This window comes from Paraliobacillus salinarum, from assembly GCF_014083865.1.
GTDB lineage: Bacteria > Bacillota > Bacilli > Bacillales > Amphibacillaceae > Paraliobacillus > Paraliobacillus salinarum.
Window position 1 is genome coordinate 414,245 of the sequence record NZ_JACEFA010000001.1, and the last position, 25,171, is coordinate 439,415.

Annotated in this window: 29 protein-coding genes and 1 riboswitch; of the genes, 5 read left to right on the top strand and 24 right to left on the bottom strand. The window is 34.3% G+C overall.

All coding sequences use genetic code 11. The features are described 5' to 3' along the window. Positions 1-42: 42 nt before the first annotated feature. The 12 genes from HP569_RS02105 to prsW all read right to left on the bottom strand — a co-directional run bounded on the left by HP569_RS02105 (position 43) and on the right by prsW (position 10,763). The gene (locus HP569_RS02105) at positions 43-1,086 is read right to left on the bottom strand and encodes an NAD(P)H-dependent glycerol-3-phosphate dehydrogenase (protein ID WP_182199419.1); all 1,044 of its coding nucleotides are present in this window, start codon (positions 1,084-1,086) and stop codon (positions 43-45) included. A 12-nt stretch (positions 1,087-1,098) separates the two neighbouring features. Further along, complete coding sequence (gene der / locus HP569_RS02110) at positions 1,099-2,409, bottom strand: ribosome biogenesis GTPase Der (protein ID WP_182199420.1); 1,311 nt, start codon at positions 2,407-2,409, stop codon at positions 1,099-1,101. A gap of 128 nt (positions 2,410-2,537) precedes the next feature. Continuing rightward, on the bottom strand, positions 2,538-2,723 hold the full coding sequence (locus tag HP569_RS02115; RefSeq protein ID WP_182199421.1) for a capping complex subunit for YIEGIA: 186 nt from the start codon (positions 2,721-2,723) through the stop codon (positions 2,538-2,540). Position 2,724: 1 nt separating this feature from the next. Continuing rightward, the gene (locus HP569_RS02120) at positions 2,725-3,618 is read right to left on the bottom strand and encodes a YIEGIA family protein (RefSeq protein ID WP_182199422.1); all 894 of its coding nucleotides are present in this window, start codon (positions 3,616-3,618) and stop codon (positions 2,725-2,727) included. Beyond that, positions 3,611-4,222 (bottom strand): YphA family membrane protein, encoded by a 612-nt coding sequence (locus HP569_RS14580; RefSeq protein ID WP_425501799.1) that lies wholly within the window; start codon positions 4,220-4,222, stop codon positions 3,611-3,613. Before HP569_RS14580 ends, HP569_RS02120 begins: the two co-directional genes overlap by 8 nt. Positions 4,223-4,312: 90 nt before the next feature. Continuing rightward, positions 4,313-5,452, bottom strand: a complete 1,140-nt coding sequence (rpsA, locus tag HP569_RS02125) for a 30S ribosomal protein S1 (RefSeq protein ID WP_182199423.1) — start codon at positions 5,450-5,452, stop codon at positions 4,313-4,315. 87 nt (positions 5,453-5,539) lie between these two features. Next, entirely contained in the window at positions 5,540-6,136 is a 597-nt protein-coding gene (locus HP569_RS02130) for a lysophospholipid acyltransferase family protein (protein WP_182199424.1), read from the bottom strand. A 5-nt stretch (positions 6,137-6,141) separates the two neighbouring features. Next, a complete protein-coding gene (gene cmk / locus HP569_RS02135; protein WP_182199425.1) occupies positions 6,142-6,819 on the bottom strand; it encodes a (d)CMP kinase in 678 nt (225 codons plus the stop codon). Between the two features lie 99 nt (positions 6,820-6,918). Continuing rightward, the gene (locus HP569_RS02140; RefSeq protein WP_182199426.1) at positions 6,919-7,572 is read right to left on the bottom strand and encodes a flagellar brake protein; all 654 of its coding nucleotides are present in this window, start codon (positions 7,570-7,572) and stop codon (positions 6,919-6,921) included. Between the two features lie 133 nt (positions 7,573-7,705). Next, positions 7,706-9,046, bottom strand: a complete 1,341-nt coding sequence (ypeB, locus tag HP569_RS02145) for a germination protein YpeB (RefSeq protein WP_182199427.1) — start codon at positions 9,044-9,046, stop codon at positions 7,706-7,708. A gap of 18 nt (positions 9,047-9,064) precedes the next feature. Then, positions 9,065-9,934 carry a spore cortex-lytic enzyme gene (sleB, locus tag HP569_RS02150; protein WP_182199428.1) on the bottom strand — a complete coding sequence of 290 codons (870 nt, stop codon included), beginning with the start codon at positions 9,932-9,934 and terminating at the stop codon, positions 9,065-9,067. A 139-nt stretch (positions 9,935-10,073) separates the two neighbouring features. Then, positions 10,074-10,763: a glutamic-type intramembrane protease PrsW gene (prsW, locus tag HP569_RS02155; RefSeq protein WP_182199429.1), complete on the bottom strand. Its 690-nt coding sequence runs from the start codon at positions 10,761-10,763 to the stop codon at positions 10,074-10,076. An 82-nt stretch (positions 10,764-10,845) separates the two neighbouring features. Here prsW and HP569_RS02160 point away from each other — a divergent pair, with 82 nt between their 5' ends. Then, positions 10,846-11,805 (top strand): asparaginase, encoded by a 960-nt coding sequence (locus HP569_RS02160; protein WP_182199430.1) that lies wholly within the window; start codon positions 10,846-10,848, stop codon positions 11,803-11,805. A 424-nt stretch (positions 11,806-12,229) separates the two neighbouring features. Here the strand turns inward: HP569_RS02160 and HP569_RS02165 are convergent, their stop codons facing one another. The 3 genes from HP569_RS02165 to HP569_RS02175 form a co-directional block, all read right to left on the bottom strand. Beyond that, on the bottom strand, positions 12,230-13,219 hold the full coding sequence (locus tag HP569_RS02165; RefSeq protein ID WP_182199431.1) for a YpdA family putative bacillithiol disulfide reductase: 990 nt from the start codon (positions 13,217-13,219) through the stop codon (positions 12,230-12,232). A gap of 23 nt (positions 13,220-13,242) precedes the next feature. Next, entirely contained in the window at positions 13,243-13,821 is a 579-nt protein-coding gene (locus HP569_RS02170; RefSeq protein ID WP_182199432.1) for a genetic competence negative regulator, read from the bottom strand. A gap of 187 nt (positions 13,822-14,008) precedes the next feature. Next, positions 14,009-14,626, bottom strand: a complete 618-nt coding sequence (locus tag HP569_RS02175) for a CBS domain-containing protein (protein ID WP_246366871.1) — start codon at positions 14,624-14,626, stop codon at positions 14,009-14,011. Between the two features lie 178 nt (positions 14,627-14,804). Here HP569_RS02175 and HP569_RS02180 point away from each other — a divergent pair, with 178 nt between their 5' ends. The 3 genes from HP569_RS02180 to HP569_RS02190 are packed head-to-tail and all read left to right on the top strand — an operon-like array spanning position 14,805 to position 15,880. Next, positions 14,805-15,029, top strand: a complete 225-nt coding sequence (locus HP569_RS02180) for a spore coat associated protein CotJA (protein ID WP_182199434.1) — start codon at positions 14,805-14,807, stop codon at positions 15,027-15,029. 14 nt (positions 15,030-15,043) lie between these two features. Beyond that, on the top strand, positions 15,044-15,295 hold the full coding sequence (locus HP569_RS02185; protein WP_182199628.1) for a spore coat protein CotJB: 252 nt from the start codon (positions 15,044-15,046) through the stop codon (positions 15,293-15,295). Between the two features lie 15 nt (positions 15,296-15,310). Beyond that, positions 15,311-15,880 carry a manganese catalase family protein gene (locus HP569_RS02190; protein WP_182199435.1) on the top strand — a complete coding sequence of 190 codons (570 nt, stop codon included), beginning with the start codon at positions 15,311-15,313 and terminating at the stop codon, positions 15,878-15,880. A gap of 81 nt (positions 15,881-15,961) precedes the next feature. Here the strand turns inward: HP569_RS02190 and HP569_RS02195 are convergent, their stop codons facing one another. From HP569_RS02195 to HP569_RS02205, 3 genes are read right to left on the bottom strand one after another with little or no spacing between them, the layout of a single operon-like run. Beyond that, a complete protein-coding gene (locus HP569_RS02195) occupies positions 15,962-16,519 on the bottom strand; it encodes a LysM peptidoglycan-binding domain-containing protein (protein WP_182199436.1) in 558 nt (185 codons plus the stop codon). 54 nt (positions 16,520-16,573) lie between these two features. Further along, positions 16,574-18,100, bottom strand: coding sequence for a RecQ family ATP-dependent DNA helicase (locus HP569_RS02200; RefSeq protein ID WP_182199437.1), 1,527 nt, complete (start codon positions 18,098-18,100; stop codon positions 16,574-16,576). Between the two features lie 5 nt (positions 18,101-18,105). Next, positions 18,106-19,206, bottom strand: coding sequence for a YpbB family protein (locus HP569_RS02205; RefSeq protein ID WP_182199438.1), 1,101 nt, complete (start codon positions 19,204-19,206; stop codon positions 18,106-18,108). Between the two features lie 120 nt (positions 19,207-19,326). On the opposite strand from HP569_RS02205, the gene HP569_RS02210 reads away from it, so the two are divergent. Beyond that, the gene (locus HP569_RS02210; protein WP_182199439.1) at positions 19,327-19,584 is read left to right on the top strand and encodes a ferredoxin; all 258 of its coding nucleotides are present in this window, start codon (positions 19,327-19,329) and stop codon (positions 19,582-19,584) included. 90 nt (positions 19,585-19,674) lie between these two features. On the opposite strand, the gene HP569_RS02215 is transcribed toward HP569_RS02210, so the two are convergent. The 6 genes from HP569_RS02215 to HP569_RS02240 form a co-directional block, all read right to left on the bottom strand. Continuing rightward, a complete protein-coding gene (locus HP569_RS02215; RefSeq protein ID WP_182199440.1) occupies positions 19,675-20,874 on the bottom strand; it encodes a GerMN domain-containing protein in 1,200 nt (399 codons plus the stop codon). A 19-nt stretch (positions 20,875-20,893) separates the two neighbouring features. Continuing rightward, positions 20,894-21,403 (bottom strand): sigma-70 family RNA polymerase sigma factor, encoded by a 510-nt coding sequence (locus HP569_RS02220; RefSeq protein WP_182199441.1) that lies wholly within the window; start codon positions 21,401-21,403, stop codon positions 20,894-20,896. Between the two features lie 60 nt (positions 21,404-21,463). Continuing rightward, a complete protein-coding gene (locus tag HP569_RS02225) occupies positions 21,464-21,967 on the bottom strand; it encodes an ECF transporter S component (protein ID WP_182199442.1) in 504 nt (167 codons plus the stop codon). Then, complete coding sequence (locus HP569_RS02230; protein WP_182199443.1) at positions 21,967-22,347, bottom strand: DUF4430 domain-containing protein; 381 nt, start codon at positions 22,345-22,347, stop codon at positions 21,967-21,969. Before HP569_RS02230 ends, HP569_RS02225 begins: the two co-directional genes overlap by 1 nt. Before the next feature lie 91 nt (positions 22,348-22,438). Continuing rightward, a riboswitch (cobalamin riboswitch) is annotated at positions 22,439-22,615 on the bottom strand. Continuing rightward, positions 22,614-24,365: an ATP-binding protein gene (locus HP569_RS02235; protein WP_182199444.1), complete on the bottom strand. Its 1,752-nt coding sequence runs from the start codon at positions 24,363-24,365 to the stop codon at positions 22,614-22,616. It overlaps the preceding riboswitch by 2 nt. Beyond that, complete coding sequence (locus HP569_RS02240; RefSeq protein WP_182199445.1) at positions 24,362-25,078, bottom strand: response regulator transcription factor; 717 nt, start codon at positions 25,076-25,078, stop codon at positions 24,362-24,364. Before HP569_RS02240 ends, HP569_RS02235 begins: the two co-directional genes overlap by 4 nt. Positions 25,079-25,171 lie beyond the last annotated feature (93 nt).

Sequence of the window (25,171 nt, forward strand, 5' to 3'; positions counted from 1 at the left end):
ATCTTCTAGATACTATATGCAAGTTGGATCGCCTATGTTCATTTACTGTTGCTTATACCTGTTCGACAAGATATTTGTTAAATCTTCCATTTCATGACGACGCATGCGTGTCATTAATTCATCAACAACATCTTTAGCGTTAGCATTTTCAAATAAAATTTTGTATAAACCTTTTGTAATAGGCATTTCAATATTTTCTGTTTCTGCAAGTTCATAAGCAGCTTTAGTGGTACGTACACCTTCGACCACCATACCCATTTCAGCTAAAACATCATCAAGGTTATTACCCTTTGCTAAAAGGTTTCCAGCTCTCCAATTTCGGCTATGCACACTTGTGCAAGTCACAATTAGATCACCAACACCACTTAATCCCACAAAAGTTAATGGGTCTGCTCCTTTTGCTGTTCCTAGACGAGAAATTTCAGCTAAACCTCTTGTAACTAGTGCGGCTTTTGCATTATCGCCATAACCTAATCCATCAGAAATACCTGCACCTAATGCAATAATATTTTTTAGTGATCCACCAAGCTCAACACCAATCATATCCATACTAGTATACACACGGAAGTTTTCATTAATAAATAAATCCTGTGCTTTTTCTGCTTCTGTCATTGTCTTAGATGATACTGTAACCGTTGTTGGATGCTTTAAACTAACTTCTTCAGCATGGCTTGGACCAGATAAAACTACAATGTCTGTATAATATTCACTTGGCAATTCTTCTTCCATCATTTCAGAAACACGCTTCAATGTTTTGGGTTCGATCCCTTTTGTACCATGAATAATCGTAACGTGACGATCTAGGATTGTTGATACTTGCTTACAAACATCTCTTATTGCTTCTGTAGGTAAAACAAACACAATCGTTGTAACGTCCTTTAACGCCTCATGTAACGAAGTATATGCTTTCAGACTTTCTGGTAAAGTAATTTTTGGCAAGTAATTTTTATTTGTATGTGATTCATTAATTTCTTTTGCATGTTCTTGTTTATGTGTCCACAAACATACTTCATGACCATTATCTGTTAATACCATTGCCAACGCGGTGCCCCAACTTCCAGCACCTAAAACAGCGATTTTCTCCATGATTATCCCCCTTTATTGTCGACGCCTTGCAAAGATTTTGATTGGCGTTCCTTCAAAACCAAATGCTTCTCGAATCCTATTTTCTAAGAATCTTTCATAAGAAAAATGCAAAAGTTCAGGATCATTAACAAAAACAACAAAACTTGGTGGCTTTGTCGCAACTTGAGTCGCATAAAGGATTTTCAATCTCTTTCCTTTGATCGTTGGTGTAGGATTTACAGCAAGTGCATCCATGATTACATCATTTAGCACATTCGTTTCTACACGTTTCGTATGATTCTCACTAGCTTCTAACACTTGGGGTAAAAGTGTATGCGTACGTTTCTTTGTTTTTGCAGATAAAAATACAATCGGAGCATAATCCAAGAAAGGAAAATGAACTCTAACTTTATCTTCAAAAGCCTTCATCGCCTTTTCATCACTTTCCACAGTATCCCATTTGTTCACAACAATTACTACAGCTTTACCTGCTTCATGCGCGTAGCCAGCAATCTTTTTATCTTGTTCTATGATCCCAGTTTCCGCATCAATTAAAGTTAAAACTACGTCAGAACGCTCAATTGCTTTAAGCGCTCGTAATATACTGTATTTTTCAGTAGTTTCATAAATTTTTCCCCTTTTACGCATACCAGCAGTATCTATGATGACATAATTACGCTCATCTCTAGTAAACGGAGTATCTATCGCATCTCTTGTTGTTCCTGCGATATCACTTACTATAACACGCTCTTGCTGTAACAGAGCATTTACAAGTGATGATTTTCCAACATTCGGCCTACCAATTAAACTGAAATATATGGTATCTTCTTCTATTTGCTCTGTTTCTTTAGTCGGGAAATAATTTACTACTTGATCTAATAAATCTCCTAAACCCAAGCCGTGCGTTCCTGAAATTGGGAAAGGTTCACCAAATCCAAGTGAATAAAACTCATAAATTTGATCTTTCATTTCAGGATTGTCTACTTTATTCACACCGAGTACAACGGGTTTATTTGATTTAAATAATAGCTTGGCTACTTCTTCGTCAGCACCAGTAATTCCTTCACGTCCGTTAACCATAAAAATAATTACATCAGCTTCTTGAATGGCCACTTCTGCTTGCTCTCGCATCTGAACAAGTAATGGCTCATCACCTAATTCAATACCTCCAGTATCGATTAGATTAAATACTGTTGTTAACCACTCTGCCTGCGCATAAATACGATCCCGTGTTACACCAGGGATGTCTTCTACTATGGAGATTCTTTCTCCTACAAGTCGATTAAAAATGGTTGATTTTCCAACATTGGGTCTACCTACAATTGCTACAGTTGATTTTCTCATGAAAGGTACATCCTTTCTTTTATACTTGCATATCATTTTTATGCAACGTAACTTTCTTTATTGAAAATTTATAAACCTTAACTTATATAGTTTAGCAAAAGCAGTACATAGAAACAACAATGTTTTATTTAATGTTTCACAATAATATATAATTCATCACTTAGCGCATGGCTAATTCCATCTAATATTGCTTCTAAATTCGCTGCTACCTTATCCATTTCTTCCTTCGTATCACAACAAAAGATAGGAGCTCCTCCGCCTATCTTTTGTTTGTTCGTTGTAATTACAGCTAATATTGCTTTATCTATCGTCATGCTATTCACCTCTATTTTTCTTGCTCACTTTTGATTCAGAAGGCATTCGAATTGCATTTTCCAGAACTGGAACTGCCCCAATAATCTGTGCTGCCTTTTTCGGATCTTGATTTTGCGGTAAAATAAATACACCAATACGTCCATCATCTAAATCACGTTTAATCAAAGGAACTAAAGCAGGTGTTCCCGAGTCTCTAAAAACACCTAATGATACAGACACATCATGCAATATTGCTTGTCGTTGTCCGAGGTTAGCAATTGTAGAGCGCACATCAAAATTTTTAGGTGTTAAAATAAACCCCATACCAAATTTTTTAATCTCTTCCTGTCTTTCAGGCAATCCGATGTTCATGATGTATATATTATCAACATACAAGCCAGCGCCATCAAAATGAATTTCTGATAAGGAAATAGAAACAATTTCTTTTAACGTGGAACCACTCATTAGTTTTTTATTTACAAACAAACAAATAGCCGTAACGACTAGGGCTCCGACCCAATTTGTCAAGATATAAGCAAAGGTAGTTAGAAAAGCAGTAAATATAACAAGATAATTCCTACTTTCAAAAGCGATAGCTATCCCTTCAATATATGTATTTCCTCTTGGAACCAATTCATAGCTGTCTAATTCCGCTAAGGTATTTCTCTCCATATTTCTCACTTCTCTAAATTGTGAAGCTGCAATAGTTAGAAATGTCACGGCAGTAAATTCTTTCTCCATTATCGCAGGAATTGCTACAGCCCCTAATCCAGCCGCAATAAAACCTAACGCTAGGTGTATAACCTTTCCATGTAAATAAGTAGGGTATTGCCGGTAATCGGTACGGAGCATGATCGCTCTAGCAATTGTACCCACAGTTACCCCATATATTATTGGCATTGTGTACTCATTCATTTGTCCACCTCTTATTTTGCTGTTCCATTAAGACTAGTATGTCCTGAAGTTTCATTTTTATTTCCGTGTAAAAATGAAACAGCAAAATAATGCAACTTAAGATCGCAAGTAGGTTTAATATAAAAACATCACCAATTATAATGTTCCATCCTAATGGATACACAACGATACTATAGATTATTTCTCCATAAATAATAGATGTTACAGAAATGACGAATCGTTCCAACAAGTCAGAGGTCACAAATAAAATAAAACAAACGAGCAGCAAACTAAAAATCAGTAGTTTAGGCGCAAAAACCCATACTGGATTAGTAATATTCCACAACTGAAGCGCAGCATAGAAATGTGAAATACATAAGCATACAAAAAATAAAAATAGTTTTCTTCTCGATTTGATTAACAAAAAGCTACTTATAATAGATAATAAGACAATTGACAGATTCAATTCTATTTGATGCCATGTCAAAGTATTAGAGGATAGAAGAATAAATAACAACAAAAAACAAGCAATAGTTGTTCGCTTCGTTCCTTTATTCATTAAAAATGTCACAAAAATCCATATTATCCACAGAAACCAATGTATGATTATCATTTTCATCACCATTAAAAGTATAGCTAATCATACGATTTCTAAACGTCTTATAAATAAAAAACCAGGTATAGCTTATATCGCTATACCTGGTTTACTAATAAATTATTTATATTTGTCTAATTTGTCACCAATCATATCACCTAATTGGAAACCTGAACTATCTTCTTCTTTTTCATAAGCTTTAAGTTCTTGTTGGTTTTTATCAGCTTCAATTTCTTTAATACTTAAAGAAATGCGTTGATCTGATTCACTAATATCTAACACCTTCACTTCTACCGTTTGACCTACTTCCAATACTTCTTGAGGTGTACCGATATGTTCCGTGGAGATTTGTGAGATATGCACTAGTCCTTCAACACCTGGTAAAACTTCAACAAAGGCTCCAAAGTTAACTAATCGCTTAACAGTACCTTCAACAATATTTCCTGGTTGAACCTTCTCACTAATGTTTTCCCACGGTCCAGGTAACGTATCTTTAATTGAAAGAGAAATACGTTCGTTCTCTTTATCAACAGATAATACCTTCACTTTTACAGTTTCACCCTCTGAAACAACTTCAGTTGGTGTTTCTACATGCTCGTGAGACAGTTGAGAAATATGAACTAAACCATCAATACCGCCTAAATCAACAAAGGCACCAAATGAAGTAATACGAGCAATCGTTCCTTCAATTGTTTGACCTTGTTCAATAGATGCTAGTAATTGCTGTTTTTTATCTGCTTCTTCTGCTTCAACAACAGCACGATGTGAAAGGATTACACGATTTTTATCTTTGTCTAATTCTACTACTTTTAATGCGAGAGTTTTATCTTGGTATTCAGAAAAATCTTCAACAAAAAAGGTTTCGATAAGAGACGCTGGTATAAATCCTCTCAATCCAACATCTACCACTAATCCACCTTTAACAATCTCTTTAACAGTAGCATTAAAGACAGTACCTTCTTCTAATTTTTGCTCTAAGTCTTCCCAAGCTTGTTCTGAATCGATCGCTTTCTTTGAAAGGATCACTTCTTCTTCTTCCACTTTTTTAACTTTTAAAGTTAATTCGTCACCTTCATTAACAAGGTCACTTGCTTTTTCTATATGAAGACTAGACAACTCACTGATCGGTACGATACCATCCATCTTGTAATCAATGTCAACTAATACTTGCTTTTCTTCAACTTTTACCACTTTTCCAGTTACGGTATCTCCCTCTGTTAATCCTTTAAATTCAGATACTTCTTTATTTAACTCATCCATACAAACGGCCTCCTTGAATTTACGACAAAACCTTAAATAACTTGTCTTTTTTTCTAACTTCTAACATTTTCGCTTTTTTGTCAAGGGTTAGACTAAATTTTCTTGTGTGTACTTTTGCTTTAATTGCTTAATGTTGTCCATAATCACATCTGTCACTTCACTAGCTTTAGCCTTGCGTTTTCTCAATTCATCCATAGCGATTGCTTTTCCATACACTACTTTTAAGCGCTTGCCTTTTCTATATGGCCCGATAATCGCACAAGGAATTATAGTAGCTTCAGAGCGCAAAGCAAAGAATCCTACTCCTGACAGCCCTTTACCAATTTCTCCAGTTTTACTTCTTGTACCCTCAGGAAATAAACCTAATGTATTTCCTTCTTTCAATATATCTAAACCCCTCCTTAGCGCATCTCGATCTTTCATTCCTCTCTTAATTGGGAATGCATGGGATTTCAAGAGTATAGCACCAAGTAGTTTGTTTCTAAATAATTCTTCTTTTGCCATAAAGTAAATATCTCTTGGACAAGTGATACCAACTACAGGCGGATCTAAATTTGAAATATGATTAGAACAAATAATAACCGGACCGTCTTTCGGGATATTTTCTTTACCAATAACCTGAAATCGGTAAAAAGGAAGTAAAGCTATGTGAACAACAATTGTGGCAAATCGATAAAAACTCATTGTTTTTACTCCTTTGTGTTAGATACAATTGATAATATCTTTTGGGTTACTTCATCGATTGAAAGTGATGTTGTATCAATTTCAATCGCATCCTCCGCTTTAATTAATGGAGATACTTCTCGCTCTGAATCTAATTTATCTCTCTGAGCAATTTCTTTCTTTAGTTTTTCTAAATCAGAAGTAAATCCTTTCGATACATTTTCTTCGTGTCTGCGTATTGCTCTTTCTTCCACTGAAGCAATTAGATATATTTTCGCTTCTGCATCAGGTATGACATGTGTACCAATATCTCTGCCATCCATAACAACTCCGCGTTCAGCTGCTAATTGCTTCTGCTGCTTCACCATTTCTTCACGTACCAAACGATGTTGTGCAACGATTGATACATTATTTGTAACATCTTCTTTTCTAATTGCATCCGTAACATCTTCTTTATCAATTATTACAACTTGTTTATTATCAACTTGTTGTAAATTTATCGTTGATTGTTTAATCAATTCATAAAGCTGCTTTTCATCTGATAAGGAGATGCCTTGTTGCAATGCTTTATAGGTCAATGCCCGATACATTGCACCTGTATCAATATATATGTAATTTAATTGTTCTGCTATCTTCTTAGCTACTGTACTCTTTCCCGCAGCCGCCGGACCATCAATAGCTATAGCAATTTTATTATTATTCATTTTTCTTCGTCCTCTCTTTAAACCAAAAACAACATTCTTTTCGATACATAAATAAGGATAACATATTTTACTCAAAATGTTAGGTGTGTTCGCCTAAATTTATAATTGTCGCCTTCTATTCTTTAATTGAATTTCGAAACAATGTTTAATGATTAGCTGCCTATCTCTTTCTGGAATATCCTTAAATTCAAGCGTTATCAAAGGTTTATCTACCTCTCCTTTACTAAACACTCGAACTACTTTAGCTTCTGTCAATATATACTCTAATTGCTCATTTTCCATTGGTAATACAACACAAATATCTACTATTTCTCCACTTTGATAAGAATCATTTAGTGAATACAATGCACATAAACCACCACCACTAATATCCGTAGTAATGGAGTGAAAAGGAGAGCGAATACCTTTTGTATCATGAATAGAAATATCTAAAGCACTATTGACTCTAACATATTCCCTTCTCTGAATTCGTTTTAATTCTTCTTCAGAAAAATGGATCATTAGCATCGGAATCTGGCCTTTTTTCTTACCTATGATTTCAGTTTTAAACTCATACACTGTATCTGACTGATCAACAAAACTTGCATTAAAACTAGTTCCTTTAGGAAAAATATTTGTTCGTCCAGTTGTTTCGTCAATTGGATAATCAACATATATAGTCTCACCTTGATGTTCAACAATTTTACAACGATAGCTTGGTGTTTGCTCATCTTCTAATGACTGTAGCCTCAGAGTCATGCCAATTTTTATCAACTTTCTAAAACCCTCCTACAAAAAGCATCGGTTTCATTTTAATAAATTTGTACTAAGAAGAAATACTCATTATAGTTATACAACATTTTGGACTAAATTGAAAGAAAAAAAGGGAAGGATTTACATCCATTCCCTAATCGATATTCCATTTTGTTTCAACTGCTTTTAATTTTTCGACTTGTAATTCATTCCCACTATTTGCATCAATAAATATTCGATAAGTTTCTTGATCTATGGTTCCTAGAAATGCATATGCTAAAACCTCTTCTGCTACATCACTTTCAATTACAGCTAGATGCTGATCTTGAATAGTTACAGACGGATTAACTTTTGCTTTTGCTTCGTCTAAAGAAATCGTAGGTGATTGAATTGTTCTTTCTTGATGATTACGATAATAGTCATTAGCCATATATCCTAATATTTCTCCGTTATCTAAAGCCACTTTTAATTGTATCTTGTCAGGATAAATTCGAACATCATCCTGATTATATAAAAATTGAAATACTCCTACATGATCGTATTGACTACTTTGAAGGAGCTCCATATCCGTTAGTCCATTTTTCTTTAAAAATGCCGCTGCTTTATTTGCCGCTTCATTTAAACTTAACTTCTGTTCATTTATTTTTCTGTTTAACATAAAAGAAAGTGGGTGTCCGCCTTTTTCTGATATATCAATATAACCATGCACACCATCAGATTTAAACGAACCACTATATGTTGGTAATGACGCTCCTTTTCCGCTTTTAGCAACAACAATTTCTGTTTCTTTGTTTAGAGAAAACAGCTTGCGTATTTTATCGGTCACTTCTGTTTCATTTATTTTATTTCCAGTAATAAATCGATAATCATGATTTTCATTTGAAATACCTGTTATATTTGATGACAGTGTGCTTTCTGAATATTCTTTAGCTGTTTCTTCAACTGTTTTAAAACCATCAATAATTGTATTGTCTTGTTGTTCGTCATTGTTTACTAGTGCTAGCTGCACATCCATCCAACGTAAATTTTCTTCCAATACGACATGCTGAACTTTACGTAACTCTTTTCTAATCACTCCAGCAGTTTGGTATAAACCTTTCAAGTCTTTAATTTCTTCGTCTGATAATGGACTGTTCTCTAAATCACGTACTGCTGTTCGATACGTGAAATCACCGATATTTGAAAGAAATTCTTCTGTCTTATTAAAAGGCAATAACGCTAAAGGTAGTTGACCAACATCTGTGTTTGCTTCTGATGTAATTCGCCATATTTCAACTAGTTGTGGGGATAATGTGTCCTTTGTATTTAAAGCTAATGTTGTCCCGATTTTATCATGTAATAAATCTATTTTATATGTTAAATCATGAAAGGCACGTTGATAATTGTTTTCCGCTTGTATTAATATAGCATTTTTTTCTTGATGCTCTTGATAACCCCAGGCGGCTGTTGCAAAAATTGCGATCGTTAATAATGAAATAGAAATCCATCTAAACATAATCAGTATACTCCTTTCTTACATGCAAAAAACATGTTTCCCAATCCGTTTTATTTGTGGTCTTGACCAAATCCAACTAGATGTAGCGGTATTAGGGTTAAAATAGTAGATTGCATCACCTGTCGGGTCCCAACCATTAAGTGCATCAACTACTGCTTTCTTTGCAGTGTCGTTTGGAGTAAGCCAAATTTGTCCATCTGCGACCGCGGTAAATGCGCGAGGCTCAAAAATAACACCTGAAACAGTATTTGGAAAAGAGGTACTTTGCACTCGATTTAAAATAACAGCTGCAACAGCCACTTGACCTTCATAAGGCTCTCCTCTGGCTTCACCATAGACCGCATTAGCCATTAATTGTATATCGTTTTGTGAGTAGCCATTGGGCACATTAACAGATGTCGGTTGAATAGAAGTTTGCTCCTTTTGAGGCGCTTGATCCTTACTTTCATTTTTATTGTTATTATTTACCTCACTCTTTTTGGGAGGCTTTTGTTCTACTTGATCCTTCTTTGGAGTACCGCCATAGTAAGTAAACTTTTTACCAGATTCAATGTTCTTTTTAATAAATTCCTTATCATACTGTGAAGCTTTAACTAGTTTATTTTTAGCTTCCTGTCCTGCCAGTCCGTCTATCTCCATTCCAAATTCATATTGAAAATTACGTAATGCCCAGTAAGTACCCCAACCAAACACTCCATCAATTTTCCCGTTATAAAAACCTAAATATTGAAGTCTAGCTTGTAATTCAATTACGTCCTCTCCCGTTGCACCATGTTGTATAACTTGTGAACTAAACGCATCTACTTCGTTTTCTGGTGTCAAAGCGATTAAGCTAAACAGGAAAAGAAAAGAACTAACTATCCATAATATTTTTATTTTCTCAGCCATATCAAAACCTCCTGCAATATGAAAAATTATTGTTAGTGGTATTTTTAGGCTAAATCTATTTTTTATTCATTGTATCAATTTAACTTTGCATCAATTCAATAAAAAAAGTATTGTATGATCGTTACATACAATACTTCTTTTATAAAATATCGATTTGTTGATTTGAAACGCGCTGTTCACTATTTTTGGTATAATAATTTGCTTGTTTTACTTTTTTAATTGCATTCAACCATAGTAAAATCATGAATGGGGTTAAAATATAGATCCAATTTCCTTTTGTTGTTTGTAGAATGTAATCATAGAAGCCATGCAAGAGAAAAGGAATAACTAACCCTACAAACATCATTAATCTCGGTTTCTCTGGTTTAAACCTTGCTTTACCTAGATAATAACCCATAACGACACCAAAAAGTGCATGTGATGACACAGGAAAGAACGCTCTAGCAAGTGCATATTCGATTCCATGGGCAACTAAATACAATATATTTTCAACTGTCGCAAACCCTAGACTAATTGCAACACCATAAATAATTCCATCATAAAAAGAGTTAAATGTTGTGAATTTATATACAGTATAAACAAAAATAAACCATTTAAAGAACTCTTCCAAAAAACCAGTCAAAATAAATGACGAAAGAAAAGAACCTTGGGCAATTTCCTCAGTAGCAAATGCATATTGAACAAACATGAGTGGAAAAACTAATAGCGCACCATAGATAAATGATTGAACGATTGGTAAGATTGGCTCTGTATTAAATCGATCTTTCAAATAAAAAAAAGTCATCAGAGCTAATGCCGGCGCTATCCCAGCGGACAAAAGTGCAAACATGCTACATTACCCTCTTCCATAAAAATTACTTTCATCGTATCATGAAGTAATAAAAATGAAAAATATAAAGTTGGTGGAAACAATGAAACATATTTTAATAATACATACAGGTGGCACAATTGCTATGTCAGAAGATCAAGTGACTGGATCGGTTAGCACAACAGAAACGAATCCACTTACACAAGCACAAGCAATCATTAATCAATTCGCTAAGGTAGAGGAAAAAGTATTTTATCACCTACCTTCTCCTCATATAACACCCGATCATATGCTATCACTCGGGAAATATATTGAAGAAAGAATAGACGAGTTTGATGGTTTTGTTATTACACATGGTACAGATACATTAGAAGAAACGGCCTATTTTTTAGATTTATATATTGAAACGAAAAAACCAATAGTAATTACTGGCGCAATGCGTTCTAGTAATGAAATCGGCTCGGATGGATTATATAATTTAACTTGCGCTATGCGTGTAGCGACTACAGAAGAAGCGTCAGAAAAAGGTGTTTTAGTTGTTATGAATGATGAAATTCACACCGCAACATATGTTACTAAAACAGCAACCAGTAATGTCGCTACCTTTCAAAGTCCACAATTTGGCCCTATTGGAATGGTAACAAAACAAGACATTTATTTTTATCATAAATGGATATCGTATGAAAAATTTGATTTCCAACACATTTCTAAACGGGTTCCGCTGCTTAAAGCGTATGCCGGAATGGATAGAATACTTTTTGATGCAATGTTGGGGATGGATATAGACGGTTTAGTAATTGAAGGACTTGGACAAGGAAATCTACCACCAGACATTATTGATCCATTGAGAGCATTACTACAAAAACAAATTCCTATTGTATTAGTATCAAGAAGTTTTAAAGGGGTTGTTCAGCCTACGTATGCATACCAGGGTGGTGGAAAACAGTTGCAAGACATGGGTGTCATCTTCGCCAAAAGATTAAATGGCCAAAAAGCTCGCATAAAATTATTAATGGTTTTAGAATCTGCTTGTAATAAAACCGTTCAATCCTATTTTAATTAAGAAGAACAAACACCGCTGTGGAATATAATCTATTTGCTCATTCACTCCAGTTACAGACGATCGCTTTCCGCGGGCACCGCCTCAGCTAACTTGGTAAAGAAAAACACTTTACCAAGTGGATCTTCGGACGCGTGCTGTTCCCGCAGGACAAGGAATGCTATGGCAGCAATACATCGCAGGAAGAAAATTGCTTTTCATTTTCGACGAGTCGTCGTCTTTCACTTCCGTTTTTCATCAATTTATACGCTGTTCCTACAGAACAAGGAGTGCTTCGATAGCGATACATGGCACGAAGAAAATGGTTCTTTATTTTCGAGGAGTATCGTATATTTCCACAGCCAATTTATTTGCCCAAAAAAACGGATAATGATCCTTAAAAAAGGTATTATTATCCGCTTTCTACTGATCTTCATTTAGTTTTGTCCTACTCTCTACTTCCAATCTTTCTTGCTATGTCTGTTGCAATTAAAGGACCATGTTCACGTCCATTTTCAATAAATATTTCGTTGTTGTTATATCCAGCAGCAATTACTCCCGCAATATAAACATTCTGTACGTTTGTTTCCATTGTCTCTTCCTTAAATGTTGGCCTTCCGGTTTCGTGCGAGATATTTATACCAATAGACTGCATGAAAGTCTGATTAGGCTGATATCCAGTCATTGCAAATACAAATGATGCCTCAGCAACGTTTATCTGCTCATTTACTTGATATATTACTTGATTATCTGTTATTTCTTCAATAGTAGCATTAAACTTCATTGTAATATGACCTTTTTCAACTAGCGCTCTAAATTCAGGTAAAATCCACGGCTTGACGCTTGGTGAATAATCACTACCTCTATATAAAACGGTAACCTCGGCTTCTGCTTTATGTAGTTCTAGTGCTGCATCCACTGCTGAATTTTTCCCACCAATAATCACTACCTTTTTCCGATAAAAAGGATGTGCTTCTTTAAAATAATGATACACATGTGGACTTTCTTCACCTTTGATTCCTAATTTATTCGGTTGATCATAATAACCAGTAGCAAGAACAACAAACTTTGCCTGATATGATTTTCTATTACCTGTGCTTGTCTCTGTATGTATCGTAAAGGCATAATCATCTTTAACAACCTCTACGACTTTTTCGTAGCTATTAATTCGCAAGGATCTTCTACTTGCAACTTCTCGATAGTAAGCTAAAGCTTGATTCCGAACAGGTTTTTTTCGCTCTGTTATGAATGGGATATCACCTATTTCTAATCGATCACTCGAACTAAAAAAAGTTTGATGGGTTGGATAATTATATATCGCGTTTACTACATTCCCTTTTTCGATTATTAATGGATTAATACCTTTATCTTGTAGTGATAAAGCGGCTGACATCCCACAAGGTCCGGATCCAATAATAATAACTTGCTCTTCTTGCATGATTGTCCTCCTATACAAATGTGTCATTCGTTAAAATAAGTATTTATCTGTGCAATTGCGTTGCTATTTAATAGTACCTTGCCATACTCGATTAGACGATAAGAAGTAACTACACTTGGTGAAGCATACTCAGATAATAACGCAATAACATTTTCTTTATTTTTGTGCTCAACATCTTGATCTGTAAACATCATATAATAACGATTATCATAATAAAATACTGATCCACCAGTTATTTCAGTATCAATGACCGACTTAGATAATTGAATAATGTCTTCAAAGGATTCAAATAAGAAGATTAACTCGTTACTTTCATCTAAGGTCACTTTCATCTCAAGGTATTCATCGTCTTCTTCTTCTGTATCATTTTGCGTAACCACAATTAGCATCCCTTGAGCTTGGAGGACATGAACTTGAACTAATAATACGCCTTCTAATTCAAATCCTAACTCATCACTTGCTTCAAACATCATGTCGTGAAATAATGCCTGCATGGCTGGTAGATCATGCCATAAATCATCTTTAGTTAAACCTCTTTCAATGAGATCATCAAAAGTAAGGAATATTTTAAATTGGTTCGATGAAAGTCGCTCCAAACGCATGTTTATGCCCCCTTTAATTTTTTATCTATTCTATTATATGCCACAATCCATAAAATTGAGACGGTTTATGTATGGAAATTAAGTTATAAATGAAACAGAGTACTTCACCTAAACAAAGTACTCTGTGGATGATTCTATATTATACAATACTCTACCTATAAAAAACAAAAGTGGCGTTCTGCTTTTTTTAAAATTTCGTAATATCAAGCACGCGAAATCCAGCTTTTTCTAACTTGCTTTTTAATTTATCTGTTTTTACATTTTCGTCAACTTTTAGAACAATTCTTCTTGCCAATTTATCCGTTTCATCAAATGTAGTAATAGAAATAATATTCGCATGTAAATGTCTTAAGATGTCAGCAAGCTTTGCAAAGCGTCCAGATGACTCTTCAGAAGTGAAAGCAATTCTCACTCCAGACTTATTCATACCAAAAACACTTTCAAATTGCTCTAAAACATCAAATCGCGTAACAATTCCTAAGAATTTTTTATTAGAGTCAACCACAGCTAATATTGGATATCCTTTAAAAGTAGTTAATGTTTTTTCAAACACCTCATCCTCTAATATATATAGGTTTGCATGCGTCATAATATCGGAGACCTTTGTATCATTTAGAAAAGACTCTTGTTTTTTATCCGTATGAAAAGCAGCCTTATAAATAGTTTGTGCAGAGATCATACCCAAGAATTTTTCTTTGTCATCAATTACAGGCATTGCATGTATATCTTTTTCTTCTAGCCTTTGCAATGCTTCTTTCAAAGAATAATCTGGAAAAGCAACATGACATTGATAAATTGGTTTCATTGTGCTACGTACAAACACGGCCAACACCTCACTTTGAATAATTTGATTGTTACACTATCATTTTTATTCCCTATTTCTGTACCATTAAAACAGTTTGGGTCAACTCCATTATACACATATGCGAGACTTCTTTGCCATACAATTAATTGATGTTAAAAAAAATAAGGGAGGTTTTTAAATGCATCAAACAAACACAAAATATTATTATCCCTATATAAGCCCATTTGATCCTTGTCCTCCAATTATTAGAAAAAGTTATTCCACTCCACCACAATTGTATATGGGCTTCCAACCAACTAATTTAGTGCAATTTAACACCGCAAAAGAAGCACTGTTTTGTGGAACGTTATGGCCAGCATTCCATGATCCATATCCCCCAAAAGAAGGGAGAGAAGATAATTGAATACACCTAAGCAAATGCCTCAAGCCTATTATGATTTATTAGAAGAAATTCAAGCAGTTGACTTTGTTTTGGTTGAACTGAATCTTTACCTTGACACGCATCCTAATGACACCAATGCAATTGAACAATTTAATCAATGCACTTATGAAAGTAAAAAATTGAAAAAACAGTTTGAAAAACAATTTGGCCCACTCATGCATTTTGGCCGTAGTTACTCAGGGTATCCTTGGAATTGGGATGATACACCTTGGCCTTGGCAAATGTGAAAGGAGGAATAAACATTGTGGTATTATGAAAAGAAGTTGCAGTATCCCGTGCGCGTGAGAGAATGTAATCCTCAACTTGCAAAATATTTAATCGAACAATACGGCGGTGCAGATGGTGAATTGTCTGCTGCATTGCGATATTTAAATCAACGATACACGATTCCAAACAAAGTTGTCGGATTGCTTAATGACATTGGTACAGAGGAATTCGCGCATTTGGAAATGATCGCTACGATGGTATATAAGTTAACAAAAGATGCTACACCTGAACAAATGGAAAAAGCAGGATTAGCTCCTCACTATGCAAACCATGATAACGCATTGTTTTATCATAATTCTGCCGGAAATCCATGGACAGCTACCTATATTCAATCAAAAGGTGACCCTATAGCAGACATTTATGAAGATATCGCAGCAGAAGAAAAAGCGAGAGCTACTTATCAGTGGATTATTAATCTATCAGATGACCCAGAATTAAATGATAGTCTTAAGTTTTTAAGAGAACGAGAGATCATTCACTCGCAACGTTTTCGAGAGGCTGCACAAATGTTAATTGATGAAAAAGACAAAAAACAGTTTTTTTAATTAGAACCGACCGATCTGTATTATAGGAATATCAGGTAAACAAAGCTAGAGATGCACGAAGCTGTGTTTTCTAGCTTTGTTTTATAAATCCTCAATTGTTGGTAAAAACAATTTTTCACCTTGCTGCAAAGCATTCGAGTCTAATTTATTCACTCTTTTAAGTACATCTAACACTTCTAGCGTATTATAATAATCAATTGCAATATCTTCTAATGTTTCACCATGTGAGATTAAATAATACTTACCAGTTAATTCAATCTTATCAGATTCATCCTCACCAAGTGCAAGGTTAACAGTCACTTCTTCTGATAGTTTATCTTTAGGAGAGACGACTTGAACCGTTTCTCCTGAAGGGTTTTTAGCATTCGTTTGTATCGCTTGCTCAAGAAAATCTTTACCCCAATACTGGTACGTTATTACTAATATAATAACTAACAAGAATAAGATGAAAAGAAACCGTAAAAAAATTAAATTTATTTTCAATCGTGTTTTTTTACTTTTATTTTGATGGATCTCACTTCTTGGTGGTAAATCTAATACATCAATTTCTATAGGCTCAACCACTTCATTGTCGTCGAAGGATTCTGTATTCTTCATGTGCTCTCTTAAATTTGCTGCTTGATCATCCTGCTTATTCATGCTTGTTCCCCTCCAAGAAATTAATGTCTAAAGATAGTTTCGTCCATTGACAAATCACTGCTTGTTTTGCATGAACAACATAGCCAATTCTGATTGCCAATCTTGAATAATAGTTGTTTGTTTGGACTCATATGTAGGTTGCCAATTAGTAAAGTCGAAATCACAATAATCACAACATGCGTATTTTGGTGTTTTTGTATTCGATTGAAAAGGTTGGAATAATGCCTTTCTGCGACATTTTTCTGTTTTGATCCAAGAAACGATTTCATTTAACTTATTTAGTTTATAAGCAAATCTTTCATTGATTACTTCTTCAATACTAGACAAAAATCTATCTTTTTTATCATATATCGGCATGATTTGATTTTTATTAAGTATATCATGTTTTTCTAAATGGTGAACAATAAATCGCCATTGAACCTCGTTCATCTCTAACTGCAGCATTATCTCTTGTTTATTTAGTTTAAATTGATTATATTGACTCTTTTTATCTAATAAAAAGAGTAAGGAATTCACTTGCTCCATTGAGGGCAACTCTGATTCAATTAATCGTCTCGGCAACATTTCATCATACGGCGCATATAGCACAACAGAAACACTTGACTCCCCGTCTCTTCCTGCACGTCCGACTTCTTGAATAAAAGATTCTAATTGAGTTGGAAAGTGATAGTGAATGATTAGTCTTACATTAGATTTATCAATTCCCATACCAAAAGCACTAGTACAACAAATGACATCTAATTGATTTTGCATGAATTGCTGCTGAATCAAAGTTCGATCTACAGCGTCCATTCCCCCATGATAAAACGCAATACGAAGATTAGGTGAATTACCGTTGAGTTGTTCCGCTACTGTTTCAGCTTCTTTCTTACTGGAAAAATAAATCATCGTTGGAACATCAAATTTATTTAATAGCGTTTTTATGTATGCAACCTTCTCATTTCTATGTTCAAACGTTTGAACAGCGAATGTTAAGTTTTCTCGGTCCATAGGATAAATATGCTTTTTCATATTAGGTGCATTCAAATACTTAAGTATATCTTTCTGCACATCCGGCGTAGCAGTTGCAGTCAAAGCTAATAATGGAGGGTTATTTAATTGTTCAACTACTTCTACTAACTTTAAATAATCAGGACGAAATTCGTGTCCCCATTGTGATATACAATGCGCTTCATCAATCACAAATAAAGAAATATGTAATTGCTTCAACCGTGCTAAAAGCTGTTTGTTTTGAATCATTTCAGGTGATACATAGATTAATTTATAATTCGAAAGATTTGAGATTATGTCATTTTTTTCATTACTATTCGTAAAGCTGTTTATCGCCACTACATTTTTGATTCCCTTAGCTTTTAATTGCTTTACTTGATCTTCCATTAAAGATAATAGAGGTGAAATGACAATTACATTGCCATGTAACATCATTGCTGGTATCTGATAACAAATCGACTTACCGGATCCAGTAGGTAATACACCAAGAACAGATGATCCATTTCGTATATCTTCTATAATTTCCTGCTGCCCTTCTCGGAAATTTTCATGGCCAAAATACTTATTCAGTATTTTTGTAGACTCGATCATCTTCTTCAACCTCTTTTCTGATTACTTTCATACGCTAAAACTAAACGAATTTGGAAATAATTGTATTGGTTGTTTAGCGCTTCCCTAATTTCTTTCAATTTTGTTGTTTGCATTTGTCTAAAGGCGGTTTTTATAACATGATAGGTGTTTGCATCAATAAATCGCGCTAAATCAAATGCAGAATCCGCATAGGCCATTTCTATAATATGGTCTTCAATTGTGCTCGTTTTAAGTTTTCTAATGTTTGCAATTTGTTCAATCGAAAACCCTTTAACTAACCATTCCAATGTTTTATTAGCTGATTGTGTTATCAATAACGTGTCTGGTTGATCATAAAGAAATTGCTTCAACTGTCGTGTGTGATTGTTGTCTTTATTCACATCGGTATAAAGACGGTGAAGGATACTGGTTAGGTTAAGCGATACATCCGTTACGGTTAATTTATTTTTTACAGCCAGCTGATTAAAAGATAGACCTATTTTATTAAAACCACTCAGCCGATCAACGAAAAGTTGTGCTTGTGTCATTGGTATAGCTTCTAAAAAATCAAACAATTCTAGATAGACATCATGCAACCATATGCTTACATTTGATTTATATTGTTTGTAATGTTCTTTTAAGAATTTTTGTATCATTCGATCATCTGTTAATGGAACAAATTGATGGCAGTTATTTGCTAGATTTGAATATGTTTGTATCGCTAATTGTAACCTCAAATAAAAGATATCAACTTCATTTGAATATTCCATGCCATTAAAATAATGTGTTCCATATTTCTCTTGGTTGTTATTCAAGTGAGCAATTCCTTTTTCTGTTAAAATTGCTATATTACTATTTTTCATTAAAATATAATTATTTTTTATTAAATCATCAATCGCATTTTCAAAGGTGGAACGATTCAATTTCTTTAAGATCCCAAAATAATCACCAATACGATACACATGGGCATCTTGAATAGTTTGGCTAGATCGTTTCCCTTTTAAAAGATGATATACTGATGCTGTTGTTCTTTCCTGTTTTATTTTTCTTAAACATTCTAAAATAATATATTGAAACAAGAGAGAGTCACCTACTTTGTTAAGTCGAACTACATTTTTTATACTCATATTCTAATATGATCTGTTCATACCATACCACGAAGTATATTAGAAGTGAATATTGCAAATCGCATAAATCAGCGTTAAAATTGGTTGAGATAATTCTAATTCACTGAAAGGTGTCGTATTATGGCTTACTATACGATCGTTGATAAAGAAACTTGCATTGCATGTGGTGCATGTGGTGCTTCTGCTCCAGATATATATGATTATGATGATGAAGGAATCGCTTATGTACTTCTGGATAATAATCAAGGTGTCATTGAAATTCCTGAAGTATTAGAGGATGATATGCTTGATGCCCACGAAGGATGTCCAACAGATTCAATTAAGCTATCAAAAAAATGTTTTAATGGTGATCCCTTGTTATTTGAGCAATGTAAGTAAATGCTCAAGATTCCAATCTATTTTTCGAAACAAAAAAGTCAAAGCAATCAACCGAGGAGCCAAAATAAATACCTCGGACTGATTGCTTTTTTAATGAAGTATATTGGGGTTTACGCCATCTGGTACTGGTATCGTTTGATTTAAACGATACTTTCCCACTTTATCTAAATCATTGGGTAAATCAATAGTAATAGAGTCGAAGTTAAATGATTTTGCTGTCATAAGGATAGCCTCAATCATCATAATCGTTGTTTCATCATCAGCAAGTGTTGGTCCTTCAGTAAAGTGAAGAGACAGATTATCTTGATTAACGACCACATCAAATGATGCATCTTCAGGTATAGGCCCCTTAACATCAAATGCTGGCTCATCTATTTTCAATTGTTTTAAAGCAGCCTCAATCGTATCATCTGTATTCGTTTTAATCGGGACTAATAGAGGTTCCTTTTCATTGTATTGATAAATCTTATAGATATGTTTTTCCTCAAGCATAATATCAATGGCACTTATTTCACCAAAAGGTCCCAAATTAACAGGATTTCCATCTGGGGATTGAATATTGAGCTTTTGTATTCCATAAGGTTTAAACATGATTGTTGCCATTTGCTCAAAAACGTATGCTGAACTAGATCCGTCAGGGAAACGATAGGATTCAGGTACAATTAATGTTGCTCGCTTGTTTTTAACATCTATATCAAAAGATAAACCATCAAAAGGAAATACATTAAGACCCAACGCTTCTTGCTTGTCTGCTATAAAACGATTGATTTTGTTATAGTAATCATTCGCACTTCCACCAGATGAATCAACTAATGTGATTGGAATGGCATAGTTATTATATTTGTCTACTGCAGCAATAGTAAACAACTTTTCTTCGTCAACATTTTTATAATAAATCAAACTTGAACCTTGATTGTTATTTGTTATTTCTCTTTTTTCTTGCTCTTCATCAGCCGAAAAGAGTGACGATTTCTCTTCTATTCCTTCTGGTTGATCAAACTGCACATTACTTTGCTCCTGTTCTTCCGTACTTGCCTGTTCGGAGTAAGATTCATTTGCGTTTTGGTAAGATCGGTTCATGTTACCCTGAACGATTAGGAAAAGTAATCCAATGACAGCAAAACTAGCAATTGAAGGAACAAGCCATGACCAACGACGATGTTCTTGTTTTTCATGCAATCGTAATTCAATCTTCTGATAAAGCGTCTCTTTTGATTGATTGTCTTTTATTTTTGGCATTTGTCTTAATTTATCTTCCAATTGTTGCTTCTCTAGTTGATCATTGTCCATATCTAATCCCTCCCATCTATTATTTTCGCAAAATTTTTCGAAGCTTATTTATCGCACGGTGTTGATTAGTTTTTACTTTGCTAATTGAACAGCTCATTATATCAGCTGTTTCTTGAATGGAAAAAGACTGAATATAACGTAAAATAATGACTTGTTTTTGGTCATTACTACATTTATTCAAAGCTTTGTAAATACGTTTCATTTGATCGTCTAATACTACGATTTCTTCAGGTAATGCCGCTTCATCTTTTATCAGTTGTTCTTCGGTATCGTTTGAAAAAAGATTACTCATTCGATCTCTCAATCGTTTCTGTTTTCGAAAAAAGTCAAGTGTAGTATGTCTAGCGATAGAAAATAACCAGGTCTTCTCACTACTTTCTCCTCGAAATGATTGATAAGACTTTAGAACTTTAACATACACATCTTGCAAAATATCTTCAGCTTCTTCTTGGTTTCTCACCATGTAGAAGACGTATTGATATAAATCTTGATGATAATTATCATACAATGTTTCAAACGTGGTCTTCATTCACTAGACCCCCCGTCATTCATTAATTAGACGTTTCATATTCAATTTAGTTACAATTTTTTATACTTTATATTTCGTTTTATACCTGTTTGCCAAATATTCAAACGGCTTATAGCTAACTACCATAAATAAAACATTACCGAAGGCGTGATAGAAATCAAATAATAAACCACTTACATAATAGCCCCAAAAGACTCCAGAAATCATATAATTTGTTAAAGCAAAAAATAGTCCATATATAAATCCTGACACAATCGCTAATAGAACTAATATGGGGAACTGCCTTCTCTTCCAAACTAAGCCGATTACACCACTCAATAAACCAATCAAAATATAAGCTATTATTTGCCAAAAAGTCCAAATTCCCATACCCATGAACAAATTAGATATATAGATCGTAATTATCCCTAGTAACATGCCGTTGATCGGGCCGAAAAAAAAACCAGTTAGAATCACTAGTGATGTAACTGGTTGAACATTAGGTATAAACTGAAAGATATATCGTCCACTAATAGCCATGCCAGATAACATTGCAATTAAAGTTATTCGATATGTTTTAGACATTAATAACTCACTTTTTGCAAATCAAAATTAATTTCATCGCCATCAGAAACTTCATACTCAGCTGCACCGACATTTGCTGATTTTCCGTTTATTGTATACATCCAATAAATGTCATCTTCAGGAACTTGTTCTTTTCCTTCGATCGAAGTGATAAAGCCATCCTTCTGTACGACAACATCAAAATGGTCTTTTAATAACTCCAGCAAATTTGTTTCGTCTGACAATTCAATTTCAGCCTCGGCAATTGTTTCTTCTTGTTGATTTTCTGAAATAGTAATATCTACTGTTCCAGTCACATCATTCGTTTGATCTGTTGTTTGACAACCAACCAAAAACATACTAAATAAAATCAAAAATATAATACTTCTAAACTTTCTCATCTTCTTCCCCCATTTCATGTGATGGAGGATTAAACGTTTATTTAATTTAAGAACTTTTAATCGAATCAAACGCTTAACCCTCGAAGGTTTGACACTTTCGGAAGATTTGGTAGGTCTACTGACTTATGCATTCATCTACTTTGAACCCTTCCCATATCTAGTTGATACAGTGGTTATGTTCATTTCGCTTGCAATTACAGTTGCGAGGACAGTTCTGGACTTGCACCAGATTCCCTGTTAGTTTTACACCAAATACTCCATTTAGGTTATTTTATAGGTATTACAAAGGTAAAGGTTGTTCCTTCGTTTAATTTACTTTGGACAGCTATGTTACCATGATGTGCTTCTACAATATTTTTGGCAATAGATAACCCAAGACCTGTACCTTTTCTTTTTTCTGTTTTTGTTCTTGATTTGTCCGCTTTATAAAATCGTTCAAATACAAATGGTAAATCTTCTTCTGAAATACCAGATCCAGTATCTTTGACAGAAAAACGGATATCATCAGTCTCTGTTTCCACTAGCAGAGTCACATTTCCATTTATTTCTGTATGACGTATTGCGTTATCAATTAAATTTGTGAGCACTTGTTCAAGACGATCCTGGTCTACTTCAATTGATTGAACCGCTGTGTTTACCACAACATCTAGAGATACACCTTGCTCTTTAGCAGGACCTTGAAATTTTCGAATGATCCGATCAATAAACTGATTTAAATTCATTGTTTCTTTGTGCAGTTGCACATGTCCCGCTTTTATTCGAGCTAAATCTAACAATTCGTTGACTAATCGTCCCATTCTTAACGATTCATCTCGAATAATAGATGCTAACTCATTTTTTTCCTCTGGTGATTCAGCGATATTATCTACAATTGCCTCACTATATCCTTGCATCATTGATATCGGTGTGCGTAACTCATGGGAAACATTAGCGATAAACTCTTCACGGAGCTGGTCCATTCGACGTTCTTCGGTCATATCACGAATGATAGCTACAACGCCACGCACTTTCGTTTCTGCATATAATGGTGTCATAACCATTACCCAATTTCTACCTTGAACAGTTACTTCTTGAGCTTGCTCTGTTTCTGAATCAATTACTTTTTTTAATAATAGTAATATATCTTCAGGTAGAAAATTGTCTGAATTGACATCATACTCATATCGCCAATCATTTAAAAGTTTCTGTGCTGGTGGATTAGAAAGGATAATTTCAGCTTGTCGATTAAATGTCAGTACCCCATCTGCCATCGATCGTAAGATGCTATATAATTGTTCTTTTTCTTGACTTAAAGCTTCAATATGATAATTTAATTGCCTTCCCATCCGATTGAAAGCCATCGCCAATTCACCAATTTCATCATGGGTTAAAATCGGAACTCTTGTTTTAAATTGCCCTTTAGCAAGTTCCAATGCTCCTTCTCTCATTTTAATCAATGGTTCTGTTATTCTAGTAGACAAGAAGAAAGCAAAGATAGTCATTAACACAATGGCAATTCCTGCAGCTAAAAGAATAATTTCACTTGTCTGTTTTGTTGTTTCGGCAACAATTTCAGATGATTGATAAGCAAAAACGGCACCGCTCTCATCTTGAAGACTTACTCCAGCGATTAGTACTTCTTGATCTGATGGCAAAGTCAGTTGATCGGTAACTGTTTGATGTTTCTCTATTACAGTTTGAAATAAATCATTCTGCCCAACCCATTCATCTGTTAATTTTGGTAGATTCTCATCTTCGGTTGACGAGGTGTAAGTATGTCCATCATTTAAAATTATAGTAATACGGCTACTGTGATCTTTAAGCGTTTCAGCAATGGTTTGCATGTTCAATTGATTAGAAGATTTCTCTATCAACGTAGTAATCTTCGTTGCTTGATTCACCAATTGGTTTTCTGCTTGGGTTACATGATAGCCATTAAAAAATTCAAGTAATAAGAAACTAATAATAGCTAAAACAACAAAAATTACTAATAGAAATGTAATCCATAATTTAACGACAACACCACGTAAAAAAATCATTCATCTGCCACTTCAAACTTGTAACCGACACCCCAAACAGTTAAAATCATTTTTCCAGCGCCTTGTGATACTTTATTTAATTTTTCGCGAAGTCGTTTGACATGTGTGTCTACCGTTCGTAAATCACCAAAAAATTCATATTGCCAAACTTCTTTTAATAACTGTTCTCGATCAAACACTTTATCAGGTGAGCTAGCTAAAAAATGTAATAATTCATATTCTTTTGGTGTTAAACTTACCTCTTGGTCGTCTGCTAATACGCGATGTGCATCATTATCAATTACAAGATGTTTAAACTCTAATACGTCTTTCGTAGTAGATTGGGTATTAGTTGAAGATGAAGCGGTAGATCTGCGTAACAGTGCCTTTACTCTTAATACTACTTCTCTAGGGCTAAAAGGTTTTACAATATAGTCGTCAGCGCCTACTTCAAACCCTTCAACACGATTTGCTTCTTCACCTTTAGCAGTGAGCATGATAACAGGTGTTGCTTTTTTATTTCGCAATGATTTGCACACATCAATACCATCTTTTCCAGGTAGCATTAAGTCTAGAAGAGTCAATGCATAGTCATTTGCAATAGCAAGTTGAAGCCCTTCTTCTCCATCACTGGCTTCATCAATCTCATATCCTTCACGTTCAAGATACATTTTTAACAGCCTTCGAATTCTCTCTTCGTCCTCAATTACAAGGATTTTATTTAAGTCATCCATCCCAATAACCCCTTCCTAGCTAACCCCTTATTCCAATTGTATATCTATATCTTCCTATTACAAAATAAATAATTGATTAACATGGTTACAAAG

Bases quoted from the DNA above. Each gene is read 5' to 3' on its own strand.
- HP569_RS02105 (WP_182199419.1), bottom strand. From the start codon at position 1,086: ATGGAGAAAATCGCTGTTTTAGGTGCTGGAAGTTGGGGCACCGCGTTG.
- der (WP_182199420.1), bottom strand. From the start codon at position 2,409: ATGAGAAAATCAACTGTAGCAATTGTAGGTAGACCCAATGTTGGAAAA.
- HP569_RS02115 (WP_182199421.1), bottom strand. From the start codon at position 2,723: ATGACGATAGATAAAGCAATATTAGCTGTAATTACAACGAACAAACAA.
- HP569_RS02120 (WP_182199422.1), bottom strand. From the start codon at position 3,618: ATGAATGAGTACACAATGCCAATAATATATGGGGTAACTGTGGGTACA.
- HP569_RS14580 (WP_425501799.1), bottom strand. From the start codon at position 4,222: ATGGTGATGAAAATGATAATCATACATTGGTTTCTGTGGATAATATGG.
- rpsA (WP_182199423.1), bottom strand. From the start codon at position 5,452: ATGGATGAGTTAAATAAAGAAGTATCTGAATTTAAAGGATTAACAGAG.
- HP569_RS02130 (WP_182199424.1), bottom strand. From the start codon at position 6,136: ATGAGTTTTTATCGATTTGCCACAATTGTTGTTCACATAGCTTTACTT.
- cmk (WP_182199425.1), bottom strand. From the start codon at position 6,819: ATGAATAATAATAAAATTGCTATAGCTATTGATGGTCCGGCGGCTGCG.
- ypeB (WP_182199427.1), bottom strand. From the start codon at position 9,046: ATGTTTAGATGGATTTCTATTTCATTATTAACGATCGCAATTTTTGCA.
- sleB (WP_182199428.1), bottom strand. From the start codon at position 9,934: ATGGCTGAGAAAATAAAAATATTATGGATAGTTAGTTCTTTTCTTTTC.
- prsW (WP_182199429.1), bottom strand. From the start codon at position 10,763: ATGTTTGCACTTTTGTCCGCTGGGATAGCGCCGGCATTAGCTCTGATG.
- HP569_RS02160 (WP_182199430.1), top strand. From the start codon at position 10,846: ATGAAACATATTTTAATAATACATACAGGTGGCACAATTGCTATGTCA.
- HP569_RS02165 (WP_182199431.1), bottom strand. From the start codon at position 13,219: ATGCAAGAAGAGCAAGTTATTATTATTGGATCCGGACCTTGTGGGATG.
- HP569_RS02170 (WP_182199432.1), bottom strand. From the start codon at position 13,821: ATGCGTTTGGAGCGACTTTCATCGAACCAATTTAAAATATTCCTTACT.
- HP569_RS02175 (WP_246366871.1), bottom strand. From the start codon at position 14,626: ATGAAACCAATTTATCAATGTCATGTTGCTTTTCCAGATTATTCTTTG.
- HP569_RS02180 (WP_182199434.1), top strand. From the start codon at position 14,805: ATGCATCAAACAAACACAAAATATTATTATCCCTATATAAGCCCATTT.
- HP569_RS02185 (WP_182199628.1), top strand. From the start codon at position 15,044: ATGCCTCAAGCCTATTATGATTTATTAGAAGAAATTCAAGCAGTTGAC.
- HP569_RS02195 (WP_182199436.1), bottom strand. From the start codon at position 16,519: ATGAATAAGCAGGATGATCAAGCAGCAAATTTAAGAGAGCACATGAAG.
- HP569_RS02200 (WP_182199437.1), bottom strand. From the start codon at position 18,100: ATGATCGAGTCTACAAAAATACTGAATAAGTATTTTGGCCATGAAAAT.
- HP569_RS02205 (WP_182199438.1), bottom strand. From the start codon at position 19,206: ATGAGTATAAAAAATGTAGTTCGACTTAACAAAGTAGGTGACTCTCTC.
- HP569_RS02210 (WP_182199439.1), top strand. From the start codon at position 19,327: ATGGCTTACTATACGATCGTTGATAAAGAAACTTGCATTGCATGTGGT.
- HP569_RS02215 (WP_182199440.1), bottom strand. From the start codon at position 20,874: ATGGACAATGATCAACTAGAGAAGCAACAATTGGAAGATAAATTAAGA.
- HP569_RS02220 (WP_182199441.1), bottom strand. From the start codon at position 21,403: ATGAAGACCACGTTTGAAACATTGTATGATAATTATCATCAAGATTTA.
- HP569_RS02225 (WP_182199442.1), bottom strand. From the start codon at position 21,967: ATGTCTAAAACATATCGAATAACTTTAATTGCAATGTTATCTGGCATG.
- HP569_RS02230 (WP_182199443.1), bottom strand. From the start codon at position 22,347: ATGAGAAAGTTTAGAAGTATTATATTTTTGATTTTATTTAGTATGTTT.
- HP569_RS02235 (WP_182199444.1), bottom strand. From the start codon at position 24,365: ATGATTTTTTTACGTGGTGTTGTCGTTAAATTATGGATTACATTTCTA.
- HP569_RS02240 (WP_182199445.1), bottom strand. From the start codon at position 25,078: ATGGATGACTTAAATAAAATCCTTGTAATTGAGGACGAAGAGAGAATT.